Origin of the sequence: Paenibacillus amylolyticus (assembly GCF_047302515.1) — a bacterium.
In the GTDB taxonomy this organism is placed as follows: domain Bacteria; phylum Bacillota; class Bacilli; order Paenibacillales; family Paenibacillaceae; genus Paenibacillus; species Paenibacillus amylolyticus_G.
Genome location: NZ_CP168019.1, coordinates 5,816,648 through 5,842,707, shown reverse-complemented (window position 1 = coordinate 5,842,707; position 26,060 = coordinate 5,816,648). Strand labels below are relative to the sequence as shown.

26 protein-coding genes, 1 tRNA gene and 1 riboswitch are annotated in these 26,060 nt (G+C 44.5%); of the genes, 17 read left to right on the top strand and 10 right to left on the bottom strand.

Annotation, left to right across the window (positions count from 1 at the left end; all coding sequences use genetic code 11):
* Window positions 1–199 precede the first annotated feature (199 nt).
* From pdxT to ACDJ59_RS25575, 10 genes are all read left to right on the top strand, one after another.
* On the top strand, window positions 200–790 hold the full coding sequence (gene pdxT / locus ACDJ59_RS25620) for a pyridoxal 5'-phosphate synthase glutaminase subunit PdxT (protein WP_036671585.1): 591 nt from the start codon (window positions 200–202) through the stop codon (window positions 788–790).
* Window positions 791–1,063: 273 nt separating this feature from the next.
* Window positions 1,064–2,347 (top strand): serine--tRNA ligase, encoded by a 1,284-nt coding sequence (serS, locus tag ACDJ59_RS25615; RefSeq protein ID WP_076254817.1) that lies wholly within the window; start codon window positions 1,064–1,066, stop codon window positions 2,345–2,347.
* A gap of 197 nt (window positions 2,348–2,544) precedes the next feature.
* Window positions 2,545–2,633 (top strand) — tRNA-Ser (locus ACDJ59_RS25610).
* A gap of 1,301 nt (window positions 2,634–3,934) precedes the next feature.
* Window positions 3,935–5,218: a hypothetical protein gene (locus ACDJ59_RS25605; protein ID WP_413406632.1), complete on the top strand. Its 1,284-nt coding sequence runs from the start codon at window positions 3,935–3,937 to the stop codon at window positions 5,216–5,218.
* A gap of 30 nt (window positions 5,219–5,248) precedes the next feature.
* Window positions 5,249–5,875 (top strand): hypothetical protein, encoded by a 627-nt coding sequence (locus ACDJ59_RS25600; protein ID WP_413406631.1) that lies wholly within the window; start codon window positions 5,249–5,251, stop codon window positions 5,873–5,875.
* The gene (locus ACDJ59_RS25595; protein WP_413406630.1) at window positions 5,872–6,657 is read left to right on the top strand and encodes a toll/interleukin-1 receptor domain-containing protein; all 786 of its coding nucleotides are present in this window, start codon (window positions 5,872–5,874) and stop codon (window positions 6,655–6,657) included. Before ACDJ59_RS25600 ends, ACDJ59_RS25595 begins: the two co-directional genes overlap by 4 nt.
* Before the next feature lie 462 nt (window positions 6,658–7,119).
* Window positions 7,120–7,458, top strand: coding sequence for a hypothetical protein (locus ACDJ59_RS25590; RefSeq protein WP_036607297.1), 339 nt, complete (start codon window positions 7,120–7,122; stop codon window positions 7,456–7,458).
* A 29-nt stretch (window positions 7,459–7,487) separates the two neighbouring features.
* The gene (locus ACDJ59_RS25585; protein WP_017691325.1) at window positions 7,488–7,664 is read left to right on the top strand and encodes a hypothetical protein; all 177 of its coding nucleotides are present in this window, start codon (window positions 7,488–7,490) and stop codon (window positions 7,662–7,664) included.
* Between the two features lie 21 nt (window positions 7,665–7,685).
* Window positions 7,686–7,838 carry a small acid-soluble spore protein P gene (locus ACDJ59_RS25580; protein ID WP_036607296.1) on the top strand — a complete coding sequence of 51 codons (153 nt, stop codon included), beginning with the start codon at window positions 7,686–7,688 and terminating at the stop codon, window positions 7,836–7,838.
* Window positions 7,839–8,073: 235 nt separating this feature from the next.
* Entirely contained in the window at window positions 8,074–9,168 is a 1,095-nt protein-coding gene (locus ACDJ59_RS25575) for a hypothetical protein (RefSeq protein WP_036607295.1), read from the top strand.
* Between the two features lie 259 nt (window positions 9,169–9,427).
* On the opposite strand, the gene ACDJ59_RS25570 is transcribed toward ACDJ59_RS25575, so the two are convergent.
* A complete protein-coding gene (locus ACDJ59_RS25570; RefSeq protein WP_413406629.1) occupies window positions 9,428–9,997 on the bottom strand; it encodes a GNAT family N-acetyltransferase in 570 nt (189 codons plus the stop codon).
* 43 nt (window positions 9,998–10,040) lie between these two features.
* Window positions 10,041–10,547 carry a tRNA adenosine(34) deaminase TadA gene (gene tadA, locus ACDJ59_RS25565; RefSeq protein WP_413406628.1) on the bottom strand — a complete coding sequence of 169 codons (507 nt, stop codon included), beginning with the start codon at window positions 10,545–10,547 and terminating at the stop codon, window positions 10,041–10,043.
* A 332-nt stretch (window positions 10,548–10,879) separates the two neighbouring features.
* Here tadA and ACDJ59_RS25560 point away from each other — a divergent pair, with 332 nt between their 5' ends.
* Together ACDJ59_RS25560 and rluF are read left to right on the top strand one after the other, a co-directional pair.
* Window positions 10,880–13,219 (top strand): ATP-binding protein, encoded by a 2,340-nt coding sequence (locus tag ACDJ59_RS25560; RefSeq protein ID WP_413406627.1) that lies wholly within the window; start codon window positions 10,880–10,882, stop codon window positions 13,217–13,219.
* 18 nt (window positions 13,220–13,237) lie between these two features.
* Window positions 13,238–13,939, top strand: coding sequence for a 23S rRNA pseudouridine(2604) synthase RluF (gene rluF, locus ACDJ59_RS25555; RefSeq protein ID WP_036607293.1), 702 nt, complete (start codon window positions 13,238–13,240; stop codon window positions 13,937–13,939).
* A gap of 213 nt (window positions 13,940–14,152) precedes the next feature.
* On the opposite strand, the gene motB is transcribed toward rluF, so the two are convergent.
* A complete protein-coding gene (gene motB / locus ACDJ59_RS25550) occupies window positions 14,153–14,971 on the bottom strand; it encodes a flagellar motor protein MotB (protein ID WP_036607292.1) in 819 nt (272 codons plus the stop codon).
* On the bottom strand, window positions 14,958–15,758 hold the full coding sequence (gene motA / locus ACDJ59_RS25545) for a flagellar motor stator protein MotA (RefSeq protein ID WP_036607291.1): 801 nt from the start codon (window positions 15,756–15,758) through the stop codon (window positions 14,958–14,960). The genes motB and motA overlap by 14 nt, the downstream gene beginning before the upstream one ends.
* Before the next feature lie 233 nt (window positions 15,759–15,991).
* Between motA and ACDJ59_RS25540 the strand changes: the two genes are divergently transcribed.
* The 4 genes from ACDJ59_RS25540 (at window position 15,992) to rbsK (ending at window position 17,860) form a co-directional block, all read left to right on the top strand.
* Window positions 15,992–16,285 (top strand): hypothetical protein, encoded by a 294-nt coding sequence (locus ACDJ59_RS25540; RefSeq protein ID WP_413406626.1) that lies wholly within the window; start codon window positions 15,992–15,994, stop codon window positions 16,283–16,285.
* A 64-nt stretch (window positions 16,286–16,349) separates the two neighbouring features.
* A complete protein-coding gene (locus ACDJ59_RS25535) occupies window positions 16,350–16,505 on the top strand; it encodes a hypothetical protein (protein WP_413406625.1) in 156 nt (51 codons plus the stop codon).
* Between the two features lie 30 nt (window positions 16,506–16,535).
* The gene (locus tag ACDJ59_RS25530) at window positions 16,536–16,832 is read left to right on the top strand and encodes a 4a-hydroxytetrahydrobiopterin dehydratase (RefSeq protein WP_017691315.1); all 297 of its coding nucleotides are present in this window, start codon (window positions 16,536–16,538) and stop codon (window positions 16,830–16,832) included.
* Between the two features lie 44 nt (window positions 16,833–16,876).
* The gene (gene rbsK, locus ACDJ59_RS25525) at window positions 16,877–17,860 is read left to right on the top strand and encodes a ribokinase (RefSeq protein WP_413406624.1); all 984 of its coding nucleotides are present in this window, start codon (window positions 16,877–16,879) and stop codon (window positions 17,858–17,860) included.
* 74 nt (window positions 17,861–17,934) lie between these two features.
* Here rbsK and ACDJ59_RS25520 read toward each other — a convergent pair whose 3' ends face one another.
* The 5 genes from ACDJ59_RS25520 to ACDJ59_RS25500 form a co-directional block, all read right to left on the bottom strand.
* Window positions 17,935–18,291, bottom strand: a complete 357-nt coding sequence (locus ACDJ59_RS25520; protein ID WP_036607288.1) for a c-type cytochrome — start codon at window positions 18,289–18,291, stop codon at window positions 17,935–17,937.
* A 150-nt stretch (window positions 18,292–18,441) separates the two neighbouring features.
* The gene (locus tag ACDJ59_RS25515) at window positions 18,442–18,936 is read right to left on the bottom strand and encodes a GNAT family N-acetyltransferase (RefSeq protein ID WP_413406623.1); all 495 of its coding nucleotides are present in this window, start codon (window positions 18,934–18,936) and stop codon (window positions 18,442–18,444) included.
* Window positions 18,937–19,287: 351 nt separating this feature from the next.
* Entirely contained in the window at window positions 19,288–19,758 is a 471-nt protein-coding gene (locus tag ACDJ59_RS25510; RefSeq protein WP_036607285.1) for a C40 family peptidase, read from the bottom strand.
* A 3-nt stretch (window positions 19,759–19,761) separates the two neighbouring features.
* Window positions 19,762–19,899, bottom strand: a riboswitch (cyclic di-AMP (ydaO/yuaA leader).
* Between the two features lie 245 nt (window positions 19,900–20,144).
* A complete protein-coding gene (locus ACDJ59_RS25505; RefSeq protein WP_413406622.1) occupies window positions 20,145–20,996 on the bottom strand; it encodes a hypothetical protein in 852 nt (283 codons plus the stop codon).
* A 10-nt stretch (window positions 20,997–21,006) separates the two neighbouring features.
* The gene (locus ACDJ59_RS25500) at window positions 21,007–22,998 is read right to left on the bottom strand and encodes a M1 family metallopeptidase (protein ID WP_413406621.1); all 1,992 of its coding nucleotides are present in this window, start codon (window positions 22,996–22,998) and stop codon (window positions 21,007–21,009) included.
* 101 nt (window positions 22,999–23,099) lie between these two features.
* Here ACDJ59_RS25500 and ACDJ59_RS25495 point away from each other — a divergent pair, with 101 nt between their 5' ends.
* Complete coding sequence (locus ACDJ59_RS25495; RefSeq protein ID WP_017691308.1) at window positions 23,100–23,603, top strand: YwhD family protein; 504 nt, start codon at window positions 23,100–23,102, stop codon at window positions 23,601–23,603.
* Between the two features lie 197 nt (window positions 23,604–23,800).
* On the opposite strand, the gene ACDJ59_RS25490 is transcribed toward ACDJ59_RS25495, so the two are convergent.
* Window positions 23,801–25,879 (bottom strand): transglycosylase domain-containing protein, encoded by a 2,079-nt coding sequence (locus tag ACDJ59_RS25490; RefSeq protein WP_413406620.1) that lies wholly within the window; start codon window positions 25,877–25,879, stop codon window positions 23,801–23,803.
* Between the last annotated feature and the right edge of the window lie 181 nt (window positions 25,880–26,060).

The window sequence follows — 26,060 nt, the reverse complement described above, 5'->3', positions numbered from 1 at the left end:
GGAAAGAGTATGATCATGATTTTAATGTTACATGGTCATATCATTGACAAAATACAAGTTATTCCGACCGGATGGATTGTATATTTACAATTTTTCCGGTAAAATATCAAGTTAGAATTCACGTATGATGAAGTAAAAAAGTACAATGTTCGTTTACCGTATGCAAGATCGTGGCTGGTAAGAGAAGGGGAATGAGCGTATGAAGATCGGCGTTTTAGCACTTCAAGGAGCTGTCACAGAGCATATTCGAAGTATTGAACGTGCTGGAGCAGAAGGTATAGCTATCAAACAGGTTCAGCAGTTGGAGGACTTGGATGGTCTTATTCTTCCTGGTGGGGAAAGCACGACGATCGGTAAACTGATGCGCAAGTATGGGTTTATGGATGCCATTCGAGCGTTTGCTGCTGAGGGCAAACCGGTATTTGGTACCTGTGCGGGCTTGATCGTTATGGCTAAACACATTGCAGGGCAAGAAGAAGCTCATTTGGAGCTAATGGATATGACTGTATCCCGAAATGCATTTGGACGGCAGAGAGAGAGTTTTGAGACGGATTTGCCAGTCAAAGGCATTGAGGAAACGGTAAGGGCTGTGTTTATACGGGCGCCCTTGATCGAGAGTGTCGGAGACCAGGTGGAGGTTCTCTCCACATACAAGGATGAGATTGTTACGGCTCGTCAGGGACATTTGTTGGCTTGCTCCTACCATCCGGAATTGACGGATGACTATCGTCTGCATACTTATTTTGTAGACATGGCCAGATCCTACAAACACACGGTAGACTCTAAATAATGCATGATGTACAACCTATGATCTCCCGGTCATCGGATCACTTCCCCAGAAGCCGTGTAAGGCCGCTGGATGGCAGTTGCATCTGAATGGATGCCTGATGTTGCCTGTATCTGCTTCATAGCGGGAATCGCAGCGGAGGGTGACACCGGGGATATAGGTTGTTTTTTGGGTTACGGGTTCCGATAAGTATATAGTAAGGTATATACAGTAGATTTTTAATAATGGATTTAACATAAGGCTTCACGTTGTGAGGTTATTTAGGAGGGGTATATCGTGCTTGATGTGAAAATATTGCGGAATGAGTATGCGCGTGTAGAAGAAGCATTGACTAAACGTGGCAAATCGCTGGATCTTATCGCTGGATTTACCGAGATGGATGCCAAGCGGCGGGAATTGCTTCAAGAGAGTGAAACACTGAAGAGCCGTCGGAATACAGTCTCCGCGGAAGTTGCTAGACTGAAGAAGAATCGTGAGAATGCTGATGATCTGATTGTGGAGATGCGCGAAGTCTCTGATCGAATCAAAGCCATGGACGAAGAAGTTCGGGAACTGGAAGTGAAGATCAATGATCTCACAATGGCGATTCCGAACATTCCTAACGAAAGCGTACCTATTGGGGCTTCTGAAGACGACAATGTTGAGATTCGTCGTTGGGAAGAGCCGAAGTCATTTACTTTTGCACCAAAAGCACACTGGGAAATTGCGCAGGATCTCGATATTCTTGATTTTGAGGCGGCTGCCAAAGTAACAGGTTCCCGTTTTACCTTTTATAAAGGTCTGGGCGCACGTCTGGAACGTGCATTGATTAACTTCATGATGGATCTGCACAGCGATCAACATGGATATGAAGAGATTCTGCCTCCATACATTGTTAATCGGGACAGCTTGTTTGGAACAGGTCAACTGCCTAAGTTCGAAGAAGACCTGTTCAAGTTGAAAGATACTGAATATTATCTGATCCCTACTGCTGAAGTTCCGGTAACGAACTATCATCGCGAAGAGATTCTGAATGTAGATCAATTGCCTAAGCACTTTGTGGCATACAGCTCTTGTTTCCGCTCTGAAGCCGGTTCGGCTGGACGGGATACACGCGGCTTGATTCGTCAGCATCAATTCAACAAAGTAGAGCTGCTCAAGCTCTCTACTCCGGAGACTTCGTATGAAGAGCTGGAGCAAATGACTCAAAATGCGGAGCGTGTGCTTCAATTGTTGGGCTTGCCGTATCGCGTCCTGACATTGTGCACGGCAGATATGGGCTTCACTTCAGCTAAAACGTATGATATTGAAGTGTGGTTGCCTGAGAGCGACACTTATCGTGAGATTTCTTCGTGCTCCAACTGTGAGGACTTCCAGGCACGTCGTGCCAATATCCGTTTCCGCAGAGAGCCAAAAGCGAAACCGGAATTTGTTCATACATTGAACGGGTCAGGATTGGCTGTTGGACGGACGGTAGCCGCTATCCTGGAGAACTATCAACAGGAAGATGGTACGGTTGTCATTCCTGAAGCATTGCGTCCTTATATGGGCGGTGCAAGTGTGATTGCACGTCGCTCTTAAGTAAGAGTTAGCTAACCATCCTCATCAGGGGAATACAAATTCAATCCGTCATTTTGGAATGGCGGATTGGAGTGTTTTGTATAACTGAGGCAGTTGTCTGATACGGGATCATAAATTTTAATATAAAAAGGTTGCATTATAATGTCGAGATGTGGTATGATACTTTTCGTGGCAAGTTTATAAAAGTTAATTTCCCTGGAGAGGTACCGAAGCGGTCATAACGGGGCGGTCTTGAAAACCGTTAGGGGGCAACTCCACGTGGGTTCGAATCCCACCCTCTCCGCCATAACCTTTAAATGACACGCCGTATTTGGATTTACGGCGAATATGATTGAAACGCACTAGACTGTTGAACAGCGGTCTAGTGCGTTTTTTGTGTTCGTGACCGTTAGAGAGAAATCTAAAGGGAGGTACTCAATATGAGTTTAACATGGAAAAACACCGCATAAGCGCAGGCAAAGGAAGAATAATTTAGACATTCCTCAGCGGTTATTAGACCGTCTTACTCCTTCAGTCTTGGAAACGTCTCGTTCAACATTCAAGAAGACGAGATACCTCCTTATAGATATGAGGGACCATTCGATGCTAACTACGAGTTAGCCCGCAGATTAGATAGGGCTACACTAGGAACGGATACAAAAGAAGACTTCGTTGAATTTATTAATAATCGACAGGACAAGTAAGGGTTTAAGTGATTCCCCGAAAGTAGTATCTCTCTTATCTTAGAAGAGAGATATAATTATTAAAGTTATAACCTTAGGCAAAGGTGTTAGGTTGATTATTACCCAAACAATCTTTTTACCGCGAAGCGAAGCAAGTAATTGTAAATCTTATTCAATATGTCTGTCTTGACGATTCAGATTATAGGCATTAGCAAAGAATATATAGCTGAGATAATGATATAACATATATATGATTGAAGTACCCAGACATCTTAGTTGAATCGTTAGGGTACTTGCCGCCTGAACTAGAATGACATATATGCCGCGTGTGTAAAATCGAATTTACATTGGCAGAGGAATAGACAATATGACGACGTACTAATTAAAACTACACTCTGCTTGCCAATGGATAAAATATATCTTATGCAAGTCGTCTAAATCTAAGCGCTGACCTAATTATTCCTATTGGTGGAGGGCGCTAAGATTCAGATAGAAGAATGTTATGAGCTTAGCAGAATATTGCCGCTGGAACCGATGGATACATAATCATGACTTATACTTTATTTGAAAAAATATACCTAGTAAACCAGAATTTGTGTGTGTGACCCTGCGTAGCCCTAACTTCCTCGTTCTGATTCCGTTCCGGCGAATATCCCCCTCCCTCACTTCAGATAAGGTATATTATCAAAAGCTATTCATTCTGAAAACTGTAACGGAATGTAGTCTTAATATTTGTATGAAGATACTTAAAAGTAACAGGAACACTTGTTCTTAATTTCTTGCTATGATAAAATATGATAACAATCTGTCCCGACAAATAAGCTTAATATCTTCTGATAATGGAAAATATTGATGATTTACTAATTAGAATATGAGATAATATACCTACAATTTCTACTAGATGACGGGAAGAAGGACTTATAATATGATGAATCCTGAAAATTCAATGCTGATTGTAGGTAACCATGAAGTTAAGGAAAATAGTATTTCAAATATGAAAGTCAGTGGAAGTATTAGTCCGTTAGTAACAATAAAGCCATCTGTAGATGAAATCACAACTTTTAGACATTCTTTAAAATTGTTAAATCAGCGGGAGTTAACATCTATCATAAACAAATATAAAATTAAAATACCGTCTGATGCACAAAAGGTTAGTGAAGTTACCTATGCTCTCGAGAAGAGCTTTGGGGATGGAATGTTATCTAAAGAAATATTCCATCAGTTTAGACAAGCGGCATTCAATCCAGAGTTGGACACAACAGATGGTTTTTTTATGTCATTTAATTATAAATTCACAGATATAAGTGAAGTCACGCTAAATAGTAAAATTTTAGAATGGAAAAAGAACCTTGAGCAAGATAGAGATTCGGATAGAAATACTTTTAATGCAGACATTGAGTTACTCGATTTTGGCTCTAATTCTAAAGGAAGTCTTTTTAAATTCACAAGAAGAAACGAGCGATTTGTTTATAACAGTCAAAATATGTTGAGCAAGAATTATTTCGAGGTACATCAGGTCATAGTGGAGATATATTTTGATAAACAAATCGTATATTTTCAGACATCTAACTCAGTGAAATTCAATTCGGTAAAGACTATTGTTTCGAATTTTCTTATTTCTTTAGCGGATGATAAACACACTAAAATTAAGCTAACCACACCTAAAATGAGTAAACATCTTAAATTCTCCTTCAGTGAAGATGGAAGGTCAGCCAAAGTTTATGACAATATAAACCCTAACACTATCAAATTGCTGGATTTATTTTTGGAAATTGAAAACTCAACAAGCTTTAGTAGCTTTCAATGTGTTGACATTAAATTCGACCACGAAGATTCACTGAATAAGGATTTGAAGGATAGAATTAAAAGTCAAGCTTATGGTTGTGATATTGGAGATTTGTTTAATAAATCAGAAGTCAAGACGCATATACTTAGTAAACGAGTTATTCTCCAAATTGAGTTTAAACTTGTTTACACAACTTTGGATGCAAATGAAATTCCACGAAAACATATAATATTGGCTGGAATTGTGAATGATAAAAGCAAAATAAATGCATTGAGAATTTATATTGAAAATAATGAACATACAATTAAAGATATTGTTAAAGATGCATACAAAGACTTAAAAGATGTTTTTATTGGGAGCTTAATGGATAGTGCTTTAAAAAACGAGGATAAAATAAAAAAAATGCTAGGTATTGGTATTTAATATCCGATAATTGAAAAGAGAAGTGGGAATATGAATGAATTAATAGTGTTCCAGTATAAAATGAAAAGAGAAAATAGAAAAAATATCATTCATTTCTTAAATCATCTCAAAAAGGATTATAACAGTAAAGTTTGTGTTAAGCAGAATGGTTTTGAAGAAAAGTTTATTTCAGTTTCATACGAAAATATTATATTGTTAATGTTTGACTCTATCTTTTGGATTATATTGAAAGACGAAAGTCAAAATAATCATCATATTAAGCGTTTTGAAGTGGGTCATTCGCTACCAGACTGTCTAATGCCTATTCAACTAACAAATAAAAAATTGATAGAGTACTTTTTTGAGCATGAATTTAGTAACAATTTGCTCGAGATGTTTATTGAAGGTGATGACGATTATGAATATTTCGATAAGTTCTTAATCTACGGTGAAGGATTAAATTATTCAAGTGAGTATAAACAAGCTTTAAAAATACCTGAAATCAACTTTGAGTACATCAAATTACAACCTAAAAACAGTGATTCTGTTTTAACGTTTCGAAATAATCATCTTAATGTAGATGGAACTGCTAGTATTGATGATACGTTAAATGTAGCACAGTCTTTTAACCGCTTTTATCAAAATTATCTTAAAGAAAATGGAGAAATTCTTACATGAGAAAAATTTCAGTTACTGTTGAGGATAAAAATGAAACACATGTGACATTAACTAATCATGAAGACCATCATATTAATGATGGTTTATCTATTGATTACTTTTTTACAAATAATATTCATGACAGTGAAATAGAGTATGTAGTTAACAAGATAATTAAAACGAAAGATTGGATTTCAAATGAGAACGGTATATACTTCATTAATTTAAAAAAACTTGGAACTGCGTATCCCTCTATTTTTAGTCAATGTCAATGGATGAATGGCTTAATAAATGTTTCCCCAACTTATGAAGATGGGTTAGGAGACGTCAGAATTTTTAGTTTGACTATCTCAGAAGACGAAATACGTGAAAAAGCCCCCAAAAAAGTGTTTTTAAGTCACAAGGGAGCCAACAAACCAATGGTCAGAAAGCATTACCAACTTTTAAAAGAACTTGGGTTTGACCCATGGATGGATGAAGAAGATATGCCTGCTGGGGTTCAATTAATGAGGTCAATTCGGCAAGGGTTCAAACAATCTTGTGCAGTAGTTTTTTTTATTACTCCGGAATTTAAGGACGAACAATATTTAGAAAGTGAAATCGACTACGCATTAAATGAAAAGCTAAGCAGAAAGCAGTTTACAATTATTACATTACAGTTTGAAGATGGACAAGGTATTAAAGGTGTCATACCAGAAATGTTGGAGAATTACGTTTGGAAATCCCCTAAAACAGAACTGGAAGCATTCAAAGAAATTATCAAGGCACTTCCAATCAAAGTTGGTCAAGCAATATGGAAGTAGATGGTATGCTGAGTATAAGGCTTTGAATCTTGCAGAGTAATAGAATTTTTATAATAAAAATATTGATTTATATTTAAGAAGAAAATAAATTGTATCAATCCAACGGTCATATACCTAAAAAACGTTTAACGCAGACCGCTAAAGCGGTTCAATAATAAAGTGCTATAAAGTCAATCACTATATAGGATGATGGTGTTTTACATTGAGGGGCGGTCTTGAAAACCGTTAGGGGGCAACTCCACGTGGGTTCGAATCCCACCCTCTCCGCCATACTACACTTATAACAAGGATTCGAGCGATCTCGCTCGGGTCCTTTTTTGCGTTGTGAGTTTGTCCAGCGTAGTGAGCATACAGGTTGGTGACCGATGTATACGTTGCTCAGTACAACTTTATATTTTGAATAAGGCTAATATGTATAAAAACATCTTCATCGCCGCACTTTATAGGAGTGGAGGTGGTAAGATGAACCGCGAGTTAAACATCGATCAGACAGAGCTTGTAGGGGCTTGGCAAGAACGTTTGCCTCAAGTCCTGAATGTTGGAGACCAGGCTCAGGTAATGGCCGATGAAGCCGATCAGCAGGCGATTCGGATACACATTGCTACAGCAGGGCACGAGATGTACTCTTTTGATTTCAAATGTGCATATGTCGATTCCCGTGAAGTCAGCGTACAGCTGATTGATGTGGAACGGGATGGACGAACGACGGATGAGCGTACAGAACCGATTCAGGAACTGGCTCACGATTATACACGGCACATTCATGAATGCGCCCAGTCGTTACAATCCCAGACGAGATAATAGCCTGAAATCTGAAGGAGTGAACTCAATTGACTAAAGCCAAAGCGGGAGTAGACAAAAACCTGCAAAATGTAGTCGATGATCTGGAGCAGCCTGCCGTAAACAGTCATCATGCCCAGCAAATTCAGCAAGATATTAATGATCGCCGTCATCAGGATGCACTGAATCATGACAAAACGGAAGATAGGGACCCATCCCATTCCTAACAATGATGAGGGGGCAATAATATGAGCAAACCAAAAACAATTCCCGTACCGGAAGCGCAAGCATCCGAACAGCATCGTCATTCATCCAAACGCTCTTCCATGCAGGAACCATTATCCGGTTCCAAAAAAGTAAAAAATCAAAATCATGTGGATCATTTGAATCCTCAAGGTTAATAGAAGAAACAGATTCACGCAAAAGTCCCTTGTTACCTAACAAGGGGCTTTTGCGTATTCATACATATATAAAGACAGGCACATGGTTATTCCCAAAGCTGACATAGGTCTTTGTAGCCATTTTAAAGAGGAAAGATCACATTTTTCCCAAATTAGGTTTCGGTATCTGGTGATATGGTATATCATTGATATTGAATTACTTTTTTTTGGGGTTATCACGAGAGGAGAGAAACAAATGACTAAACGTATGGGGGCGCTTCTTCTCACGTTGCTGTTGACCGTATCTATGGCATTGACAGCATGTAGCAGCAAGCAGGAACCAAAAGAGGCATTGAAGACGGCTGCGGCCAATGCTTCCAAATTGACTTCGTATGAAATGAGTTCTAATTTCACTATTAATGAATTGAGCTATAAACCTGGGGATGCTTCACAAACTGATCCTACCATGACTCAGTTTATGAGCATGCTGAAGGATGCTCAGTTGAATGTAACAGGTGTATACCAAAGTGAGCCAATGCAGACAGAGATGACTCTTGGCATCGAGCTTAAAGGCGACATGGGTATGACCTTTAACATCCCAATGGTGATGACGGCAGAGAAACTCTATGTGAAAGTGCCGAATATTCCGTTCTTCCCGATTCCGGAGAATGTTGTTAACAAGTTCCTAGAGTTGGACCTGAAAGAACTGGCTGAGCAAGAGGGTACGGAATGGAACCCTGATGCTATGGACGCAGCCAAAACTCAAAAGCTGAGCAACGAAGTCATGGACGCAGTGCTGAGCGAGTACGATCAAGCTAAATTCTTCAAAAATCTAGACACCAAAGATGCAAAACTTCCTGAAGGTGTAGATGCGAAGCAAGTTGTACAATTCTCAGTGAATAATGACAATGTTAAAGAAGCAGTTACTGTACTGGTAACAAAAGCTATGCCTAAAGTATTGGATATTCTGTCCAAAGAGGAATATCGTGAAATGCTGCAAATGGATCAGGCTGATATCGACAAAGCTAAAGAAGATCTGAAGATCACTGAAGCAGATCAGGCTGAAATGGCTAAAGACTTGGATAAATTGAAAGATGTTCTGACAATCAACCAATTCAACATCGATTTCGCATTGGACAAAAACGACTTCCCTGTATATCAAAAGATGGTCGCTGATGTGCTGATCAAGCCAGAAGGTACAAAAGACGAAGTGAAATTGGCATTTACCGGTTCCAATACGTACACTAAGATTAACGAAAAAGCAGCATTCAAAATCAACATCCCTACTGGCGATGACGTAATTACTATGCAAGAGTTCGAAGAACTGATGAACGCTTCATACGGATACTAATCTCGCTGAGTTCAAATCGTCTGTGATTCAAGTGAAGGATAATCTCCTTCCGCTTGGGTACAGGCGGTTTTTTTTGTTAGACAGCGTAAGAGGGGATGTACGCAAAATAGTTGATCTTTGATGTTGAATCGTGGCTGGTGATCTATACAAATAAAACCGCACTCTCTCCTACATAACTAGGGTAGTGCGGTTTTGTACATTAAACTTGTATATTGTTGAATTGGAATGCAGACGGTTGAGAGGATACGTTTCTTCTTAATTAGTTTGCAAGTTCGTCCAAGTCTTCAGCAAGTACAGCATAGATCTGATGATCCTGATATTTGCCGTTGATCTTGAGGTATTTGCGAGCAGTGCCTTCAAACTGGAATCCGTTCTTCTCCAGTACGCGCTGTGAACCTTTGTTGGAGGGTAATACTGCAGCCTGAACCCGATTTAACTTCAAGGCACGGAAGCCATATGCTACGGCTAGTTTAACCGCTGCTGTCATTCGTCCGCCACCCTGATAATCTGGATGGATAAAGTAACCCATATCCGCATAATTGGCAACGCCCAATACGACATTGTTGATACTTACTTGTCCAATCAACAGGCTGTCTTGAATGGTATAGATTCCAAATTGATATCCTGTACCATCTTCTGCTGCCTTGACCCGATCTTCAATCCGCCGGGTCTGAGCATCCAGTGTATAGAATTCATCGTCTCGCACGGGTTCTAAAGACTGGTATGGGACGCGTGTGACCTGAATCAGGTCCAGATAGGACTGTGTATCCTGGGGGGTGAGCAACCGAAGGCTTATGCCATTGGCTGTATCATAGAGTGTTAGTGCCATTACAGCACACTTCCTTTCTAATTGGGATGTTTGTAGTCGGTGACTACTTTAACTTTTGGCGCAGACTTCTGAAAAATTGAGTTAGCATCGTAGAGCATTCGGGCTGAAGGATATCCGCAATAACCTCGGTGCGATGGTTAAAACGAGGCTCTTGCAGCAGGTTCATTAGTGTACCTGCACAGCCTGCCTTGGGATCAGCCGTACCATAGATAACGCGGGGGACCCTGGATTGTACAATTGCACCTGCACACATTGGACAAGGTTCCAATGTGACGTACAGAGAACAATCCAACAAACGCCAAGCTCCGATGGTCTCGCTGGCCTGACGAATAGCAACCATCTCTGCATGGGCGGTGGAATCCAGTGTAGTTTCACGCAGATTGTATCCCCGACCAATAATTTGGTTATTTTGTACGATTACAGCTCCAATCGGCACTTCCCCAAGAGCCTCAGCTTTGTAGGCCTCGGCAATGGCCTCCCGCATCCAGTGCTCATGCTGAGCTTCCTCAGATAAATGCGCAAGATCGGTCTGAAGTAAATGGTCAGTCATTACTATATAACTCCTTCCAAAATCGTTTATTCAGCGAACAAATATTCGGGTTGTTAACATGTTGTGTATAGAATTGTGGATAACCGTGTAGTTGCTCACATAGTTATAAACAAACTATCCACAAGCCTGTGGGTATGTGGATAAATATAGTGATTAATTTCATTGTAGAGTTCGAAAATGCAAAAAACAACGAATTTCGAGCTTTTCAGTCATTCGGTAACTTTTGGACACAGGTCAATTATCCTTTTCAAAAAGACATACAAGCGTTATGATGGAGATATGTTTTGCCATATATCGCCAGAGGGTACAAGCCGAGAGGTGAACAAAAAAACTTGTCTATTAAAACGAAATTATCCATGATTATGTCGTGCTCAGTGCTCGTTATTTTAGTGTTGAATATCGCACTGAGTTATTATACTACAGAAGAGAATCTGAGGCAGGACAGTGAAACCAAGATGGTGCTCACTGCAAAGCAGATTGCAATTGCTGTCGAACAGAATCAATACAGTTCGGATTATGTAAAACGGCAGATTGGAAACAATCTGTGGCTTGCTGCTGTCATGGCAGCGGAAGAATTGGACCCGGATATTAATAATATCACAAATGAAGAACTTGTACGCTTGAGCCAAAAGGTCGGCGTCTCACATATTTCGTTAATGGAGCAGACGGATGATGACATCGTTGTTAGCCGCTCCTCAGATCCGAGAGAAATCGGGCTGTCCACCAAATCCATGACTTATTGGTATCAAGCATTTAAGCAGTTGTTTGAAAAACAACAGGTGACGATTCCCCAAGGGCAGAAGTTGGAGCATTTCTGGTCAGATGGATTCGAATACTCGACATCCAGTCCTTCGGATATTGATATCTGGGGTTACTACCATGATGGAAAGAGAAACTACATAATCAATCCCTTCTATAATAATACGGAAGTTGATGACTATGTGAAAATCTCTAGTCCGGATGAGATTTTAAATAAAATTCGTGAGGTCAATCCCTCCATTCTGGAGATTACAGGCATCAATCCGTTAACTTTTGGCAGCCCGAACATGGGTGATGACGGAAGAGATTCGAACTTTAGCAAGTTGAATAACAGACCGATTCGTTTTGGTACATACCAGTATGGTTCTACGGATGAGGATCATCGTGCTGTGGTGCGCGCCATTCGAACAGGGCAAAATGTATCTTTTGTCAGTGAAACGCACGAACAGAAGGTACTGAAGAGTTTTATTCCGATTTTCACACCCAATCAGTCTTCCTATGTGATCAGTATTGTCATGGACTATAAGCAAATATCCTCCATGGTATCTGAGCAGTTGGTGAGCCATGCCTCCATATCGTTGGTTTTGCTGGAGATTGTGATCTTTGGCAGCTATTTGCTCGCAGGGTATATTACACGTCCGATCCAATCCATACTGGGCAAAGTGAATGATGTAGCGGATGGGCACTTTGATTTCCGTCTGAAAGTCCGGAGGAAGGATGAACTTGGCCAGCTGGCCAATCGTATTAATGCCATGATTCGTAATCTGGGCCATTATACGAGCCGTCTGAAACAGATGTATGAAGAGAATCGGGCGGTGAAAGAGCATCTGGAATCCATCATCAATCAGACAGCGGATGCCATTCACATTACGGATCTTGAAGGAAAAGTGCTGCGGGTTAACCGGGCATTTGAACAATTATATGGCTTTCGAAGTCGTGAGGTGGAAGGTCGTAATCTGAAGATCATCCCGCCAGAGGCAGAAGAAGAAATGAAACGTCAGCATGCCCAACTCGTTGAGGGGATGTCCATTACGTCCAACGAAACCACCTGGATGAAGAAAGACGGGACCCGAGTAGAGGTCAGTGTCAGTACGGCTCCGGTACGAGACGAGGCTGGAGAGATTACCGCGCTCATTAGTGTCTCCAGGGACATTACAAGTCGTAATCGGATGGAAGAGCTGCTGAGACGTTCTGAGAAGCTAACAACCGTGGGCCAGCTTGCAGCAGGTGTGGCACATGAGATTCGTAATCCACTGACCACGCTGCGCGGATTCCTGCAGTTACAGCAAGAGAGCAACAAGCTGAATCATCGTCATCTGGATCTGATGTTATCGGAGCTGGATCGAATCAACCTTATTGTTGGTGAATTTCTGATTCTGGCGAAACCGCAGGCGGTTCATTTTCAGAATCGGGATATTCGTTTTATTCTTGGCGATGTCATCTCGTTACTGGATAGTCAGGCGCATCTGCATGGTGTAGAATTTGTACTGCGTGCCTCATCCGATTCGGCTATGGTACACTGTGAAGAGAACCAATTGAAGCAGGTATTCATCAATTTGCTGAAAAATGGTATGGAGGCCATGCCAAATGGAGGAAACATCCATATCAAGCTCAAGCATGACGAGCAATCGAAACGCGTCAGAATTGAGATCAGGGATGAAGGGATCGGTATCCCGGAAGAGATGATGCCCAAGCTTGGGGAGCCTTTCTTTACGAATAAAGAGTCTGGAACAGGGCTTGGCCTGATGGTCAGTCAGCGCATTATTCAATCACATAAGGGCATGATGGATATTAAAAGCGTCATGAACAAGGGAACAACGGTTATTATTGAACTGCCTGCATCCGAGCAACAACCGGAAGTTATTGAGGTAGATCAGGTAACAGATGACACACTTACAGATGAAGAGAAATAGATGAGGTGAGATTACCTTTTGCGTATTAATAAATTTATTAGTGAAACAGGTTACTGCTCCCGGCGTGAAGCCGACAAGTTGGTGGATAGTGGTCAGGTAACCATTAATGGAGTTAAGGCTGAGCTGGGCAGTCAGGCAGAAGAAGGCGACGATGTACGAATTAATGGCAAGCCGATCAAGGAAAAGAGAAAACACGTATATATTGCGCTGAATAAACCGATCGGGATCACAAGCACAACCGAGCAGCATATTCAGGGCAATATCGTTGATTTTGTCGGACACGATGAACGTATCTTTCCAATTGGGCGCCTGGATAAGGACTCAGAAGGTTTGATCCTGATGACCAATGATGGTGATATCGTTAACCGGATTCTTAGATCAGAAGGGCGCCATGAGAAAGAGTATATCGTTACTGTTGATCGATCTGTAACCCCCAGTTTCCTTAGAGGTATGAGCACTGGGGTCAAGATCCTGGGTGAAATGACCCTGCCTTGTACAGTGACCCGGATGACGGATCGAGTATTCCGTATCATCCTGACTGAAGGAAAGAACCGTCAGATTCGGCGGATGTGTAGTGCCTTTGGTTACGAGGTTCGTAAGTTAAAGCGTATTCGGATCATGAACATCCATCTTGGAGAAATGGCGACAGGTTCATGGAGAGAGCTTACCCCTGCTGAAAAAGCGGAGCTGGGCGGTCTGTTGGACTATTCGCTGGAATAGTTGATTCGAGTTCGACTAATTTAACCGATTAAAGCTCTGCTTTCCGTAAGGGAGTGCAGGGCTTTTTTGATGCAGAGTTAATGAAGACTAGTCAATAATACCGAATAGTACGGAAATATGTAGATGAACCAGGCATAAGCCTTATATAAACCCAAAAGACCGTTCTCCTTGTAACTGGAGAACGGTCTTTGGTTAATGAATCGCTGCAGGCCTCTAGTTTCCTCCGCCAACGGCTTTTACATTTGTATTGTTACTTTGATACTTCCGAATGATAGATACCTCTACACGGCGATTCTGTGCCCGTCCAGTATTGGTGTCATTGCTGGCAATTGGGTGATACTCTCCATAACCACTTGGTGTGAATTTGGAAGGGTCCAATTGCGAGTTCAGCAACAGGATTTTCAGGAAGTTGAGCGCACGATCTGCGCTTAGATCCCAGTTATCCTTATATTGGTTGTTCGAAATGGGAATATTATCGGTATGACCGGATACAACCACTTCATATTCAGGGAACTCCTGCAGCATGCTTGAGATTGCTTTGGCCAGGGATCGTGATTCAGGCTTCACATCTGCTCGGCCTGAGGAGAACAGGGCGTTATCACTGATGGTGATCTTCAATTCAGACTGATTCAGCTTGGTGTTCAGCTGGTCCGAGAGCCCGTTCTTCGAGATATATTTGTCGAGTCGCTCTTTGAGTTTCTCCAGGTCTTCTTGTTCTTTCTTAGCCATCTGTGCATCTGTAATCTGAGCTGGTGTTTTCTTGGTGATTTCTGTAGGTTCCTGTTTGTTCTTACCCAAATCAGCACCTGGCGTATCCGGATTCATGGACGAATGGTCCAGAATTCCGGAACCTCCATTTAATGCACTGTTCAGTGCGGAAGCCATCTGCTCGAACTTAGCTGCATCGATTGAACTCATACCGAACAATACAATAAACAGAGCGAGCAACAAGGTCATCAAGTCGGAATAGGGAAGCAACCAGCTCTCGTCTATATGCTCTTCATGTGGTTCGTGCTTCTTAGCCTTTTTCACCTGGTGATCCCTCCTTCTCTTCCAGTTGTTTACGTTCGGAAGGTGTCAGGAATACGGATAACTTTTGGTTGATGGCGATGGTGGAGACACCGGATTGTATGGATAACAGTCCTTCAACCATCATCAGCTTGATCTCCATTTCTTGCTTGGACATCCGTTTCAGCTTGTTAGACATCGGGTGCCATAACACGTAACCACTAAATATACCAAGGAGTGTTGCGATAAATGCTGCCGCAATCGCATGGGAGAGTTTCTCCATGTCACTGAGATCGGCAAGTGCTGCGATGAGACCTACAACGGCCCCGAGAACCCCGAGCGTTGGTGCGTACATCCCCGCCTGAGCGAAGATCAAGGCACTGCCACGGTGGCGCTCCTCTGTAGCATGAATATCTTCCATGAGCACATCACTTACAAATTCCTGATCGTTGCCGTCTATAATCATACGCATACCGCCACGAAGGAACTGATCGTCAATCTCTTCTACTTTTGATTCCAGTGCAAGCAAACCTTCACGACGGGTAGTGGAAGCCCAATCCATAAATGTGCCGATCAGGGATACGCGATCAATAAGTACTTGATTTTTGAAAACAATCCCGAAAAGCTTAGGGATTTTTTTAACTTCAGACATCGGAAATGCGATAAAGATGGTTCCTGCCGTACCAACAAAGATAATAATGTAGGCTGCGGGATTGTTAACCAGGTTGATTAAGGGCGCACCCTTCAAGAACATACCAAATACAAGGGAGACCAGCCCCAAAATTAGTCCAATAATCGTTGAAATGTTCATCATACACCTCATCCATGAGATAAAATTGAATCCTTTCAAGCGGCTGTGTTCGGGCTTCCGGACGAATTTTTGGCCGCAATCCGTTCAATGTTAGGCATTCCTTACGGTTGCTAAAACAGTTAAAACGGTCATATATGTATTTATCGACCAGAAGGCCTTTTTTTTTAAGGGCTATTTTCAGGTATAATAAGATCAAATCCGCTCCTTAGGGGCCGAATAGGAGTGAAAAGCCAATGGGCGTAAAGCATGGACGGGATTATGAAGGAATTTTGACAGATCTGACAACGGCAATCGGACGCATACCGGATCGGTATGTTTTCTTTGAAATGGACGCGGAAGAGTGGGAGAGACTGGCTGCATCTGACCAACTTGAAGTGGATGAGGCGTTGGCGGAGGATTTGTTCTATGCGCTGGGCGAGGAGTCCATTATTCCGGTTGGAAGTGGCGTGGTCATCCATGATAAGGAACAGCACCGCATTCATATTTTGATCGGGGAAGAAGAGTTGACATTTGTACCTTTAATTTAGTGTGTTTACATGCATTTTTAGGGGTGTAAATGGAATTGGAATTCCCCTCAAAGCCTTATGGTTATTGGTTCTAAGCCACGTAGTTGATTGGATTTTGAAGCTTGTCCGTGGTAAGATGTTAGTCGTGAAATGGGCCAACCGCATGGCGGTGAGCCTGGCCTTTGAGGTTGCTGTTGATCGCACCGAAGGTGTCGGTGGTTATACGGACGCATGTCTGTAATGTACCATCCTATGGGGAGGAAGATAACGCATGGTTTTTTCGCAAGAGGAAGTCGAAGCTCATCTGGGAAGGCTGGAAGGCTGGGAACTGGAAGAGGGACGGTGGATTGTACGTAAATTCGTGTTCTCCAACTACATGAAAGGGATTGCATTTGTGGATGAGGTCGCTGCGATCTCGGAAGCATTCAATCATCATCCTTTTATTACGATTGATTATACAACGGTTACGCTGCGTCTCACATCATGGGATGCGGGGGGTATCACATCTGTAGATATCAAGGAAGCAGGGCAATATAACGAAGCTTATGACAAAATGAGGTCGCAATAACGAGGTCAGTTATTATCGCGCGGCCAGAAGTGAGTGAACCATACATGTCAGACTATAATCAGAAACAACCTCTTATTGCTGTCGTAGGCAGTCTCAATATGGATCTTGTGGTGAAGACAGACACGATTCCGGAAGAGGGAGAGACGGTGAGCGGTGAGGAGCTGCATTATCTCGCTGGTGGCAAGGGGGCAAATCAGGCTGTTGCCGCTGCGCGTCTGGGTGGACAGACTACGATGATTGGTGCGGTGGGATCGGACGGTTTTGGCGAACGTCTGCTGCACAGTCTGACGGAAAGTGGTGCAGATGCCTCGCAGGTTCGCATATTGGAAGACACGGTTACAGGGACGGCTTCCATCTGGCTTTCTCGGGGAGACAACCGGATTATCGTTATTCCTGGTGCGAATGGGCAAGTGGTGCCTGAGATGCTGGAAGAGGCGGATACGGTAAAAAGCCTGACTGCAGCCGCAGCGGTGCTGCTGCAGCTGGAGATCCCGCTGCCAGCGGTTACCCGCGCCGCCCAACTGGCGGCTGAAGGCAGCGCACTGGTGGTGCTCAACCCGGCTCCCGCGGTGCCGGATCTGCCCCAGGAGCTCCTGCGGTGCGTCGACGTTGTCACGCCGAACCGTAGCGAGCTTGCCGTGCTTACCGGCCGGGATCATCTCCGGCCGGAAGACCTGGATGCGGCGGTCGCAGAGCTCGCCGCATCCCTCGGGGCCGCTGTCGTCACGACGCTCGGCCCCGAGGGGGCTGTGTACGCGGCGGCGTCTGGTGGCCGCGTACAAGCAGGGCGTGCCGGCGCGTGCCGTGCGCCCGGCTACGCCGTACGCGCCGTCGATACGACCGGCGCTGGCGATTGCTTCAACGGCGCGCTGGCAGTAGCCCTCGCGCGCGGTGATACTTTGGACGCGGCCGTAGGCTTCGCCATGGGTGCGGCCGCGTTATCCGTGACGAAACTCGGCGCCCAGTCCGGGATGCCGTCCGCACGTGAAGTTGAGGCCTTTCTGGCTGAGCATGCCGCAGAGGCTTAATCATTGATATAACAAAGAGGCGCTTATTCTCCCAAAAGGGGATTAAGCGCTTCTTTGTTATGCGTATGCAGAGATTATTTCTTCTCTGACAGCCACATGGCGATATTTGCAATCTCTTCATCCTGCAGTTTGCCCTTGAAGGAAGGCATGCCACCTTTACCTTTGACAATCGTAGAATAGATCTTCTCCAGATCATCCTGGCTGCCGATGTTGGCCAGAGCAGGTCCTACGCCACCTTGAAGCTGATCCCCGTGACAGGAGATACAATTGGCTTTGACCAGTGCTTCAGCTTGTCCGGCATCCAATGTTACTTCCGGCATGGTTGGCTTGGCTTCTTCAGCCACTTCTTCTTTCCCTGGAAGCGTAAACATTAAAACAATAGCTAAAGCGCATGCTGCAAAAAATACTCCGCTCATGATCCATTTGTGCATCCCTTATGTCCCCTCCAGAATGAAAGATCATCTAACCTGAAACTATCCATATCATTATAACGGAACCTGTACTGACATCATAGCATTTTGTGGGAATTTTTTGAACTAATCACATAACAAGGGGCAACTTTGGTTGTTTTGCAATGGATTCTAACCGCGAGGCCCTTCATAAACCATACAGTGAAAGGGCTTCAGGCCGCTGGGGGTCTGTCGTTCGTATGTATCCTGGGTGACAAATCCACTCTTCAGATAGACTTGAATGGCACGAGCATTCCAAGTGAGTACTTCCAGATCAATCTCATTCGTGGGATTTCGGCGAATAGCTTCTTGTACAATGGCAGTGACAAACGCTGTCCCTTGACCCTGACCACACAGCTCTGGATGCATGCCAAGGCCAATCCGGGTTACCCCTTGAAGTGGGAAGTATTGAGCAAACCCACATATACGATCGTTCTGATCCAGGACGATCGCATATTGCTCCTGCCGCAGCTGTGCATCTCCGAATTCCACTTCCAGAGCTTTCATCTGCTCCCAGGGGAGCCAGCTGTAGATATTGTAAGGCGGATCATACTGCCAACTGCAGATAAGCTCCGCATGTTCTTCTCGCATGGGTACAACGTGAAACGTTACAGGGGCTTCATTCATACATCTGCACGCTCCTTTCCTTGAAACAGAACTCTTTGTCCACTCTACAAAAGTGATGTTCATTTAGCAAGTCTTCCTTCCCAAGAAAAAAAATGAAACAAAAGTTCCGGTAATTTCGTTTATATTATAACGGGATGGGTAAAAACATCATAAGGGGACGAACGAACGCAAAATGAACCTGTTGATGTCGCAGGATATGCCCCGAGTATAACTTGCAACATGAATAAGGATTGAAGCACAAAAAAACCGCCGGATACATTCCTGCGGAGAATGTACCGGGCGGTTCTGTTATGCTTCTTGCTTCGTTCCAGTATGTTTAATGGTTACAGCATCATGTTGCTCAGCTTGTCCCTAGTCAAGGGCCAGTGATTCATATGCGTCCGTGCTCATAATCCGTTTTGCGCCAACATAACGATTGGCCCAATAGTTTTCACTCAATGCACTGATCGTAACGCCTTTGGAAGAAGAGGAGTGTGCGAACTTTCCATCCCCTACAAAGATTCCTACATGGGATACGCCTTTACCTGTTGTATTAAAGAACACCAGATCGCCAGCTCTCATCTCCATGCGGGATACGGAATCGCCCATGTCGAATTGGGAACTGGATTGGCGTGCCAAATCAATACCCAACTTGTCGAATACATACCGTGTAAATCCGGAGCAGTCAAAGCCGTTAAGCGTTGTTCCCCCACTTTTGTATGTAGTTCCCATTGCTGAATCAATTACTGTGTCCATCTTTGAATCTGCGAATGCGCTACCTGCACCAAGCGATAAAGCGAATGTGATGCTAAGTACAGCTGCGGTTAATTTCTTCTTGAACAAGAGATATTCCCCTTCCAACGCCTGCGAGGTTAGCTTAAGGATTCGGTTGAAGGTCCCCTATGATCCCTCTGTAGCAAGATCAATTCACCCATAACTGGTTCCCCCGCTTCCCAGGTGCCAGGAATTTGGCTATGCTAGTTATGCACCTGCGAAATCAAGAAATGACGATTTAATTTTAAGTAGTTACAAATATGAATGTAAAGATTACAAAGTTGTTACTAAAAACTCACTGCGATTATTGTAACAGAGGAGTACGGCTTTGGCAACGTTTAGCAACAAATTTAGCAAAAAAAACCTCGACCTTTGACGGGGAAAGGTTGAGGTTTGCCTATTTATAAGTACATATTAGGCCATGAGTTTAACATGTGATGGTAACAATTTTTAAACTATCTGCTCTCACCTTTGGATATTTTGGACTGCCATAATCGGAAATGGCTGCATATTTTCCACAGACTCAATAGACATCTGGCAAGTGGATACGTCTGTTGTAGTATAAGTCCGGTAAGTCCCGTTAATAACCATGAGGCTGTAGTGAATGCCCCAAAGACGAGCAGGTGTACTCCGCCCAGCAGGAGTGCAATGCCGATTACAGCGATGAGATGACGCAGTGCAATCCAGAGTGCTTTGAGGGTACCGTGAGCCCCGCCTTCTCCTTCTGGTGCCGACACACCGAACTGCATGTAGAGTATGGCATGGTGGATGATCCAACCATATACAATCCAGGCAGCAACATAAGGTATACCAGGCAAAAGTAATTGAAGGGAATGAAATCCGTCCATGAGAATCGAATAGAGCTTCGGAATGAGCCAGTAGGCGGGCAGAAGTATCAATAAAGTACGTATGGTGTGGAGCAGCAGCATCGGTTTCCACAGATTTTTGATTCCGCGGATAAAGGGGATGCGCTCTTCTGTAGAATTAAAGTGCTGAAGTGAGTAGAGCAGTCCTGCCTGAATGAGGGGGCTGATCAACATGCGAACCAGCAGCATGCCCCCGAGAATCCATAGATAACGATGAACCTCCGGATGGGTAGACAGGTTAAGTTGACTTTCCATTTTGAACAAAATTGTACTCAGCTCCCCGGCATCAGCATTTGGATAGCGCAGGAGCAGTGGGATGACCGCCGATTGTACCATTCGATAGAAGAAATATCCCCAAATGAGTTGATAAAGAAATAAGAGTGCGGCAATGAACATATGCTGACGGACGAGAAACCAGCCTTCACGTATTTTCGCTTTCACCGTTTCCACCTCACCATGACAGACCTCCGAATATGGCTTCTATTAGTTTGGTTACACTCATGCTCCAGCGGGACTTCGCCCGCTCATCCAGTCCGGATTTCAGGAAATTGTTCATATGGCGGTTCTCCAGCACGATCGAGTACAGGGGATCGGTCATGGCCCAGGATACGGGGGATGTGTGAGTTAATTTATACGTGATGCGATCTTCTTTGCCATTCCATTGCTTGGTGAGGATATGCCCGTCTTCAAAAGCAATGCGAACAGGAACGGCGCTGTAGTCACTGCCTTTTTTCGCGATCGTCACGGATGACTCGTACAATGTTTGCCCATCTTTCTGAACGGGCGTAACACGAATCTTCTCTACAGCAAAGTCAGCCATCCCGTTACCATAAACGTATTGATCAAAATAATCAGACCAGGAAGTGCGGGTCACTTGTTCCACAACGTTCTGAAAATCAGCCGAAGTGGGATGTTTGAAACGGTACTTCTTCACATAGGTAGAGAGAATGCGTTCCATCTTTTTTGCACCGACTTGATGTTCGATACCAAGCAATACAAGCTTGCCACGTGTATAGACATTGGCTGCATACTCATTCTGTGAATCAAACTTCCAGGATTCTTGTGTTAAGGATGAAGGAGACGTAATCAGTCCCGATTGTACCGGCAGATTCGGAATCAATCCGTATTCCTGCTCCATTAGTTTGTCTTCTGCATAAGAGGTGAACCCCTCATCCAGCCAGGCTTCCTCGAATTCGTTGCTGGCAACCATGCCGTAGAAGTACTGGTGTCCGATCTCGTGGACTACGGTACGTTCCAGGTCATAACCCGGCGTAGTGTCATCGGCTCCAAAGGCCGTAACTAGCGTAGGGTATTCCATACCTCCAGCGCCATTCCCCGCTTTGGGTGGAACTACGATGGATAAGGTGGCGTAAGGATATGGGCCAAACCATTTGCTATAATTGGCTAGCGCGGCCTTCGCGGCGTAGAAATAACGTTCTTTCAGATCCTGATGAGCTGGGTCCAGATATAACTTGATTCGTACACCAGGCACATTGGGTGCAGAGAAGGGTTCCTCGGCGTAGACAAAATCCGGTGAAGCTGCCCATGCGAAGTCATGCACATCATCGGCGTAAAATTGATAGACCTTTTCTCCATTCTTCACCACGGCTTGCTGCGTCGGAAATCCGGTAGCAGCCACTTTGTATGTTTCAGGCACCCGAATACGTACACTATATATACCGAAGTCAGCGTAAAACTCTGAATTGCCATGGTACTGGTGCAGATTCCAGCCTTCCGTTGTTCGTCCACGTCTGCCCACAGGTTCATAGGCACTTAATTTGGGAAACCATTGACCTGCCATGACAAAATTATCAGCAGTTCCCATCCGGGCAAAAATCTTCGGCAGATTCACTTCAAATCGGGTGTGGAGCGTGATGCTTTCCCCGCCTTTGACGGGTTTGGGCAAGCGTACTTTAATGAGGGTGGTGTCCTTGATATTTCCGTCATCTGGTTGCACATACTGCATCCGGTGCAGCAGAGAGAGCCCGTCCTCCGTTTTCATTTCGGTAATGTTCATGGAGCCGTAGCCATTGGTAGGCATGACATCACCCCGAATCTTTCCACCGGATTCCTTCATAAAGGTGGTGTCAGCAGAAGAGAAGGCGTTGGGATACATATGAAAGTAAAGCTCGCTGACGGTTTTTTTACCTGGATGTGTCCAGGTAATCGTCTGAGTCCCTTCCAGTACATTCCCTTCGACCAGTTTTACATCCATGTGATATTCCACAACACGGTTGCTGTACACTTCGGCAGTAGGGGTCTGTACACTTTCTGGAGGTGCTGGCGTTGGGGCTATTGCCTTAGGCTTGCCCGATTCGGGGGCGAGTACTGGCAATTCGGAATGAGTTGAGCGATTATAACCCAGAGTGATCCATATCCCTCCGGCAAGTACACACAGGGCCAGGGATGCAGTGAGCCAGCTCTTGGCGCGTCGTGGAATCATCGTTAAATACCTCCCGTTGACAAGCATCTACAGCATGTATATGTTTGCAATGGGACAATTATTAGTTAAAATATTTGTATCAACCCTTGGAGGTTATAAACATGGACCAAAACGAGCAAAACGGCAAAAAACAGATTGCCTTGAATATCGTTAGTGCAAAAAGCAAGCATAAAGGCTTCGGTGCAGGCTCCATTGAGCTGAATAACCTTTCCCCGGTCATTATTGATAATGGCGAAGCAAAAATCGATATTGGTGCGATGCATGCGAAGAGCAAAGTGGAACGCAATATCAAGTTCTCTACCAATCGTGAGGATGTGCCCAACGGACGCCAGGTATGGCTGGTATGGGTAGCTGTCGATCGCACGGAGGAAGGCCAACTGTATGGTGGAGCAACGGCATGTGAGATGTGGATTGATACGGAAGCAAGACGTGGATGGAAACTGCTGGCGGAACATGTGAATCGCATGGATTATGCCTTGAAGCGTCGCTTCATGTTGGATGAGCTTGGACCTGAAGCTCGAGCTGCACTTAAGACACTGCTGATCTCACACAACGAAGACTGGTGGAATGCTTCTCCAGATGTATTGAAGGAAGCACTCGCCTAAGGCAGATCTTTCAACACAGTCTAAAAGAAAAAAGCAAAAGGCCCCTTGACCGGAAAGTTAGGTCGGGGGTCTTTTGCTTGTGCCTTAGTCGTATTCATCGATCTGAATAATTATGAGTTTTCATCCGAAGTGAATTACCAATTGTTCAATATAACCAGGGGTTATAGGTGACGTAACTAAGTCATTGCGCATTTACGTCATTCTACCCACCAACGTTTGAAATCTCCCCACCAAGAATGTTTCTCTTCCTGTATGCCTTGTTGATTCTGTACCTGACGGGTCTTCTCATCTTCTCCAGAATCCGAATCATCCGTTGTGCCATGGCATACCTCTGTCGGTTCAGTACCATCAATAAAAACTTCCAATCGTTTCTCTTCACAACCGTTGCCTGCCAGCTTGCCGGATTCCGGATCAATATAGACACTTACGACATGATCAGGAACGGTGAAAATTTTGGGTGGTACGCTCGCAAGTGCCTGCTCTGTGAACTGGGCAAAGATCGGTGCTGCCCGGCGGCCATCCGAAGTCGAGATGGATTTGCCTTGATCGTAACCAACCCATACAGCGGTGGAAAGCTCCGGTGTGAATCCAACGAGCCAGGCATCCGTGTTGGTTGTTCCTGTTTTTCCCGCTACCGGACGTTTGATCGCCTTAGACACCCGGTTACCCGTTCCTCCATTTTCGAAGACACTTTCCATTAAACGAGTTAGGACATAAGCTGCCGCAGGTTCCACAACGGTCTCAGCCTTCGTCTGAGGCGATTCATAGAGTACACGTCCTGCGGCATCTGTTACTTGCAGAATGGCGACAGGTGGCGTCCGTTGTCCACCAGCAGCAATGACGGAAAAGGCCGACGCCATCTCCAGCGGGCTGACAGGTGACGTTCCCAGTGCAAGAGAAGGTACGGCGCTCAGGTTGCTTGTAATGCCGAGGTTTTTTGCCATACTCACAACCTGCTCAGGGCCGATCTGCATAATGGTGTTCACCGCATAGATATTGTCTGAAGCGGCGATCGCCTGTCTTAGATCAATCTCACCCAGATACTTGTCTCCAAAGTTGCCGGGTTTATAGGTTTTGCGGTCATTGTCATAGTGAAAAAGGGTAGGTTCACTGTTAAATATGGATGCACTGGTAAGCTGCTTGGACTCAAGGGCTGCCAGATACATAATCGGTTTAAACGCCGAACCTGGCTGGCGCGTTGTCGCTAGAACATGGTTAATCTGATTGGTACGGTAATTCTTGCCGCCTACCATGGCTTTGATGTAGCCCGTACGAGGGTCGATGGACACGAGGGCCGTCTCCAGCTCACTTTTGGCATCCATACCCTTCGCTATGGCGTCTTCCGCTGCTTTTTGTACACGCAGATCGAGGGTGGTGTAGATGTTCAATCCCCCATGGTCCAGCATCGCTTCGCTGATTCCCAACTCTTTGATGGCCAGATTCCGGATATAATCACGGAAATACGGGGCACTTTCCACCGTTTTACGCTCGCTCTCCGGTTTGAACGAAAGCATTTTCTCATAGGCCTTATCCGCTTCGGCCTGGGTGATCTTGCCGATATCAGCCATGGCATTCAGCACAATCTTCTGTCGGTCTTTGGCATTCTTCATATGGTTATAGGGTGAATAGTAGGTAGGTCCTTTCGGGATTCCTGCCAGCATGGCACTCTCTGCAAGATCCAGCTGTTTGGCTGATTTGCCAAAATACATTCGTGAAGCCGCTTCAATTCCGTACGCACCATGCCCATAATAGATTTCGTTCAGATACATCTGCAAAATTTCATCCTTGCTGTAGTTCATCTCCAATTGCGCCGTGTACATGGCTTCCTTTGCTTTGCGAGTCCATGTTTTCTCATGAGACAGATACAGGTTACGCGCCAACTGTTGGGTCAATGTACTCGCACCCTGCGACATCTGCATGTGTTCGAGGTTAACGAGCACAGCCCGTCCCATCCCTTGAACGTCGAAACCGTAGTGATTATAGAATTTGCGGTCCTCAACAGCTAAAGTGGCATTGACCAGATCTGGAGCGATATCCTCCAGTTGAACGGGTACAGAGTCTTTGCCACCTGCGGAGAGGGTAGCGATGACTTCACCCTGACTGTCCAGTAATCTGGAATTCCGGTCAGAGTCTGCGAGGGGCAGGCTGGTTGCGTATAGATATACCAATCCCGCAGCGGTAGCAAGCATAGCGAGCACGGCGAGCAGAGACAGGTTTTTAAACAATTTTCGTACAGGGAACCCGCGTTTGCGGGTCTTTTGATTTGGCTTGGTCATGGAACGGGCTCCTCTCTTTTCTTCCAGTATGGGACTTGATTGGCAGGGATATTCAATCGGGTGCATAAGCAAACAAAATGTAGCATTTTCGCCGGAAAAACCGTTTTGCAGTATAAACGTCAATCGCGTATAATGCAAAAGGGTAATGAAAAGGTAAGATTCGGCACAAGATACTAAAGCG

Bases quoted from the DNA above. Each gene is read 5' to 3' on its own strand.
- ACDJ59_RS25495 (WP_017691308.1), top strand. From the start codon at position 23,100: ATGGACCAAAACGAGCAAAACGGCAAAAAACAGATTGCCTTGAATATC.
- ACDJ59_RS25575 (WP_036607295.1), top strand. From the start codon at position 8,074: ATGACTAAACGTATGGGGGCGCTTCTTCTCACGTTGCTGTTGACCGTA.
- ACDJ59_RS25595 (WP_413406630.1), top strand. From the start codon at position 5,872: ATGAGAAAAATTTCAGTTACTGTTGAGGATAAAAATGAAACACATGTG.
- ACDJ59_RS25600 (WP_413406631.1), top strand. From the start codon at position 5,249: ATGAATGAATTAATAGTGTTCCAGTATAAAATGAAAAGAGAAAATAGA.
- rbsK (WP_413406624.1), top strand. From the start codon at position 16,877: ATGTCAGACTATAATCAGAAACAACCTCTTATTGCTGTCGTAGGCAGT.
- pdxT (WP_036671585.1), top strand. From the start codon at position 200: ATGAAGATCGGCGTTTTAGCACTTCAAGGAGCTGTCACAGAGCATATT.
- ACDJ59_RS25540 (WP_413406626.1), top strand. From the start codon at position 15,992: ATGGGCGTAAAGCATGGACGGGATTATGAAGGAATTTTGACAGATCTG.
- motA (WP_036607291.1), bottom strand. From the start codon at position 15,758: ATGAACATTTCAACGATTATTGGACTAATTTTGGGGCTGGTCTCCCTT.
- ACDJ59_RS25590 (WP_036607297.1), top strand. From the start codon at position 7,120: ATGAACCGCGAGTTAAACATCGATCAGACAGAGCTTGTAGGGGCTTGG.
- ACDJ59_RS25580 (WP_036607296.1), top strand. From the start codon at position 7,686: ATGAGCAAACCAAAAACAATTCCCGTACCGGAAGCGCAAGCATCCGAA.
- ACDJ59_RS25520 (WP_036607288.1), bottom strand. From the start codon at position 18,291: ATGCACAAATGGATCATGAGCGGAGTATTTTTTGCAGCATGCGCTTTA.
- ACDJ59_RS25500 (WP_413406621.1), bottom strand. From the start codon at position 22,998: ATGATTCCACGACGCGCCAAGAGCTGGCTCACTGCATCCCTGGCCCTG.
- ACDJ59_RS25605 (WP_413406632.1), top strand. From the start codon at position 3,935: ATGATGAATCCTGAAAATTCAATGCTGATTGTAGGTAACCATGAAGTT.
- ACDJ59_RS25490 (WP_413406620.1), bottom strand. From the start codon at position 25,879: ATGACCAAGCCAAATCAAAAGACCCGCAAACGCGGGTTCCCTGTACGA.
- ACDJ59_RS25530 (WP_017691315.1), top strand. From the start codon at position 16,536: ATGGTTTTTTCGCAAGAGGAAGTCGAAGCTCATCTGGGAAGGCTGGAA.
- ACDJ59_RS25570 (WP_413406629.1), bottom strand. From the start codon at position 9,997: ATGGCACTAACACTCTATGATACAGCCAATGGCATAAGCCTTCGGTTG.
- ACDJ59_RS25515 (WP_413406623.1), bottom strand. From the start codon at position 18,936: ATGAATGAAGCCCCTGTAACGTTTCACGTTGTACCCATGCGAGAAGAA.
- tadA (WP_413406628.1), bottom strand. From the start codon at position 10,547: ATGACTGACCATTTACTTCAGACCGATCTTGCGCATTTATCTGAGGAA.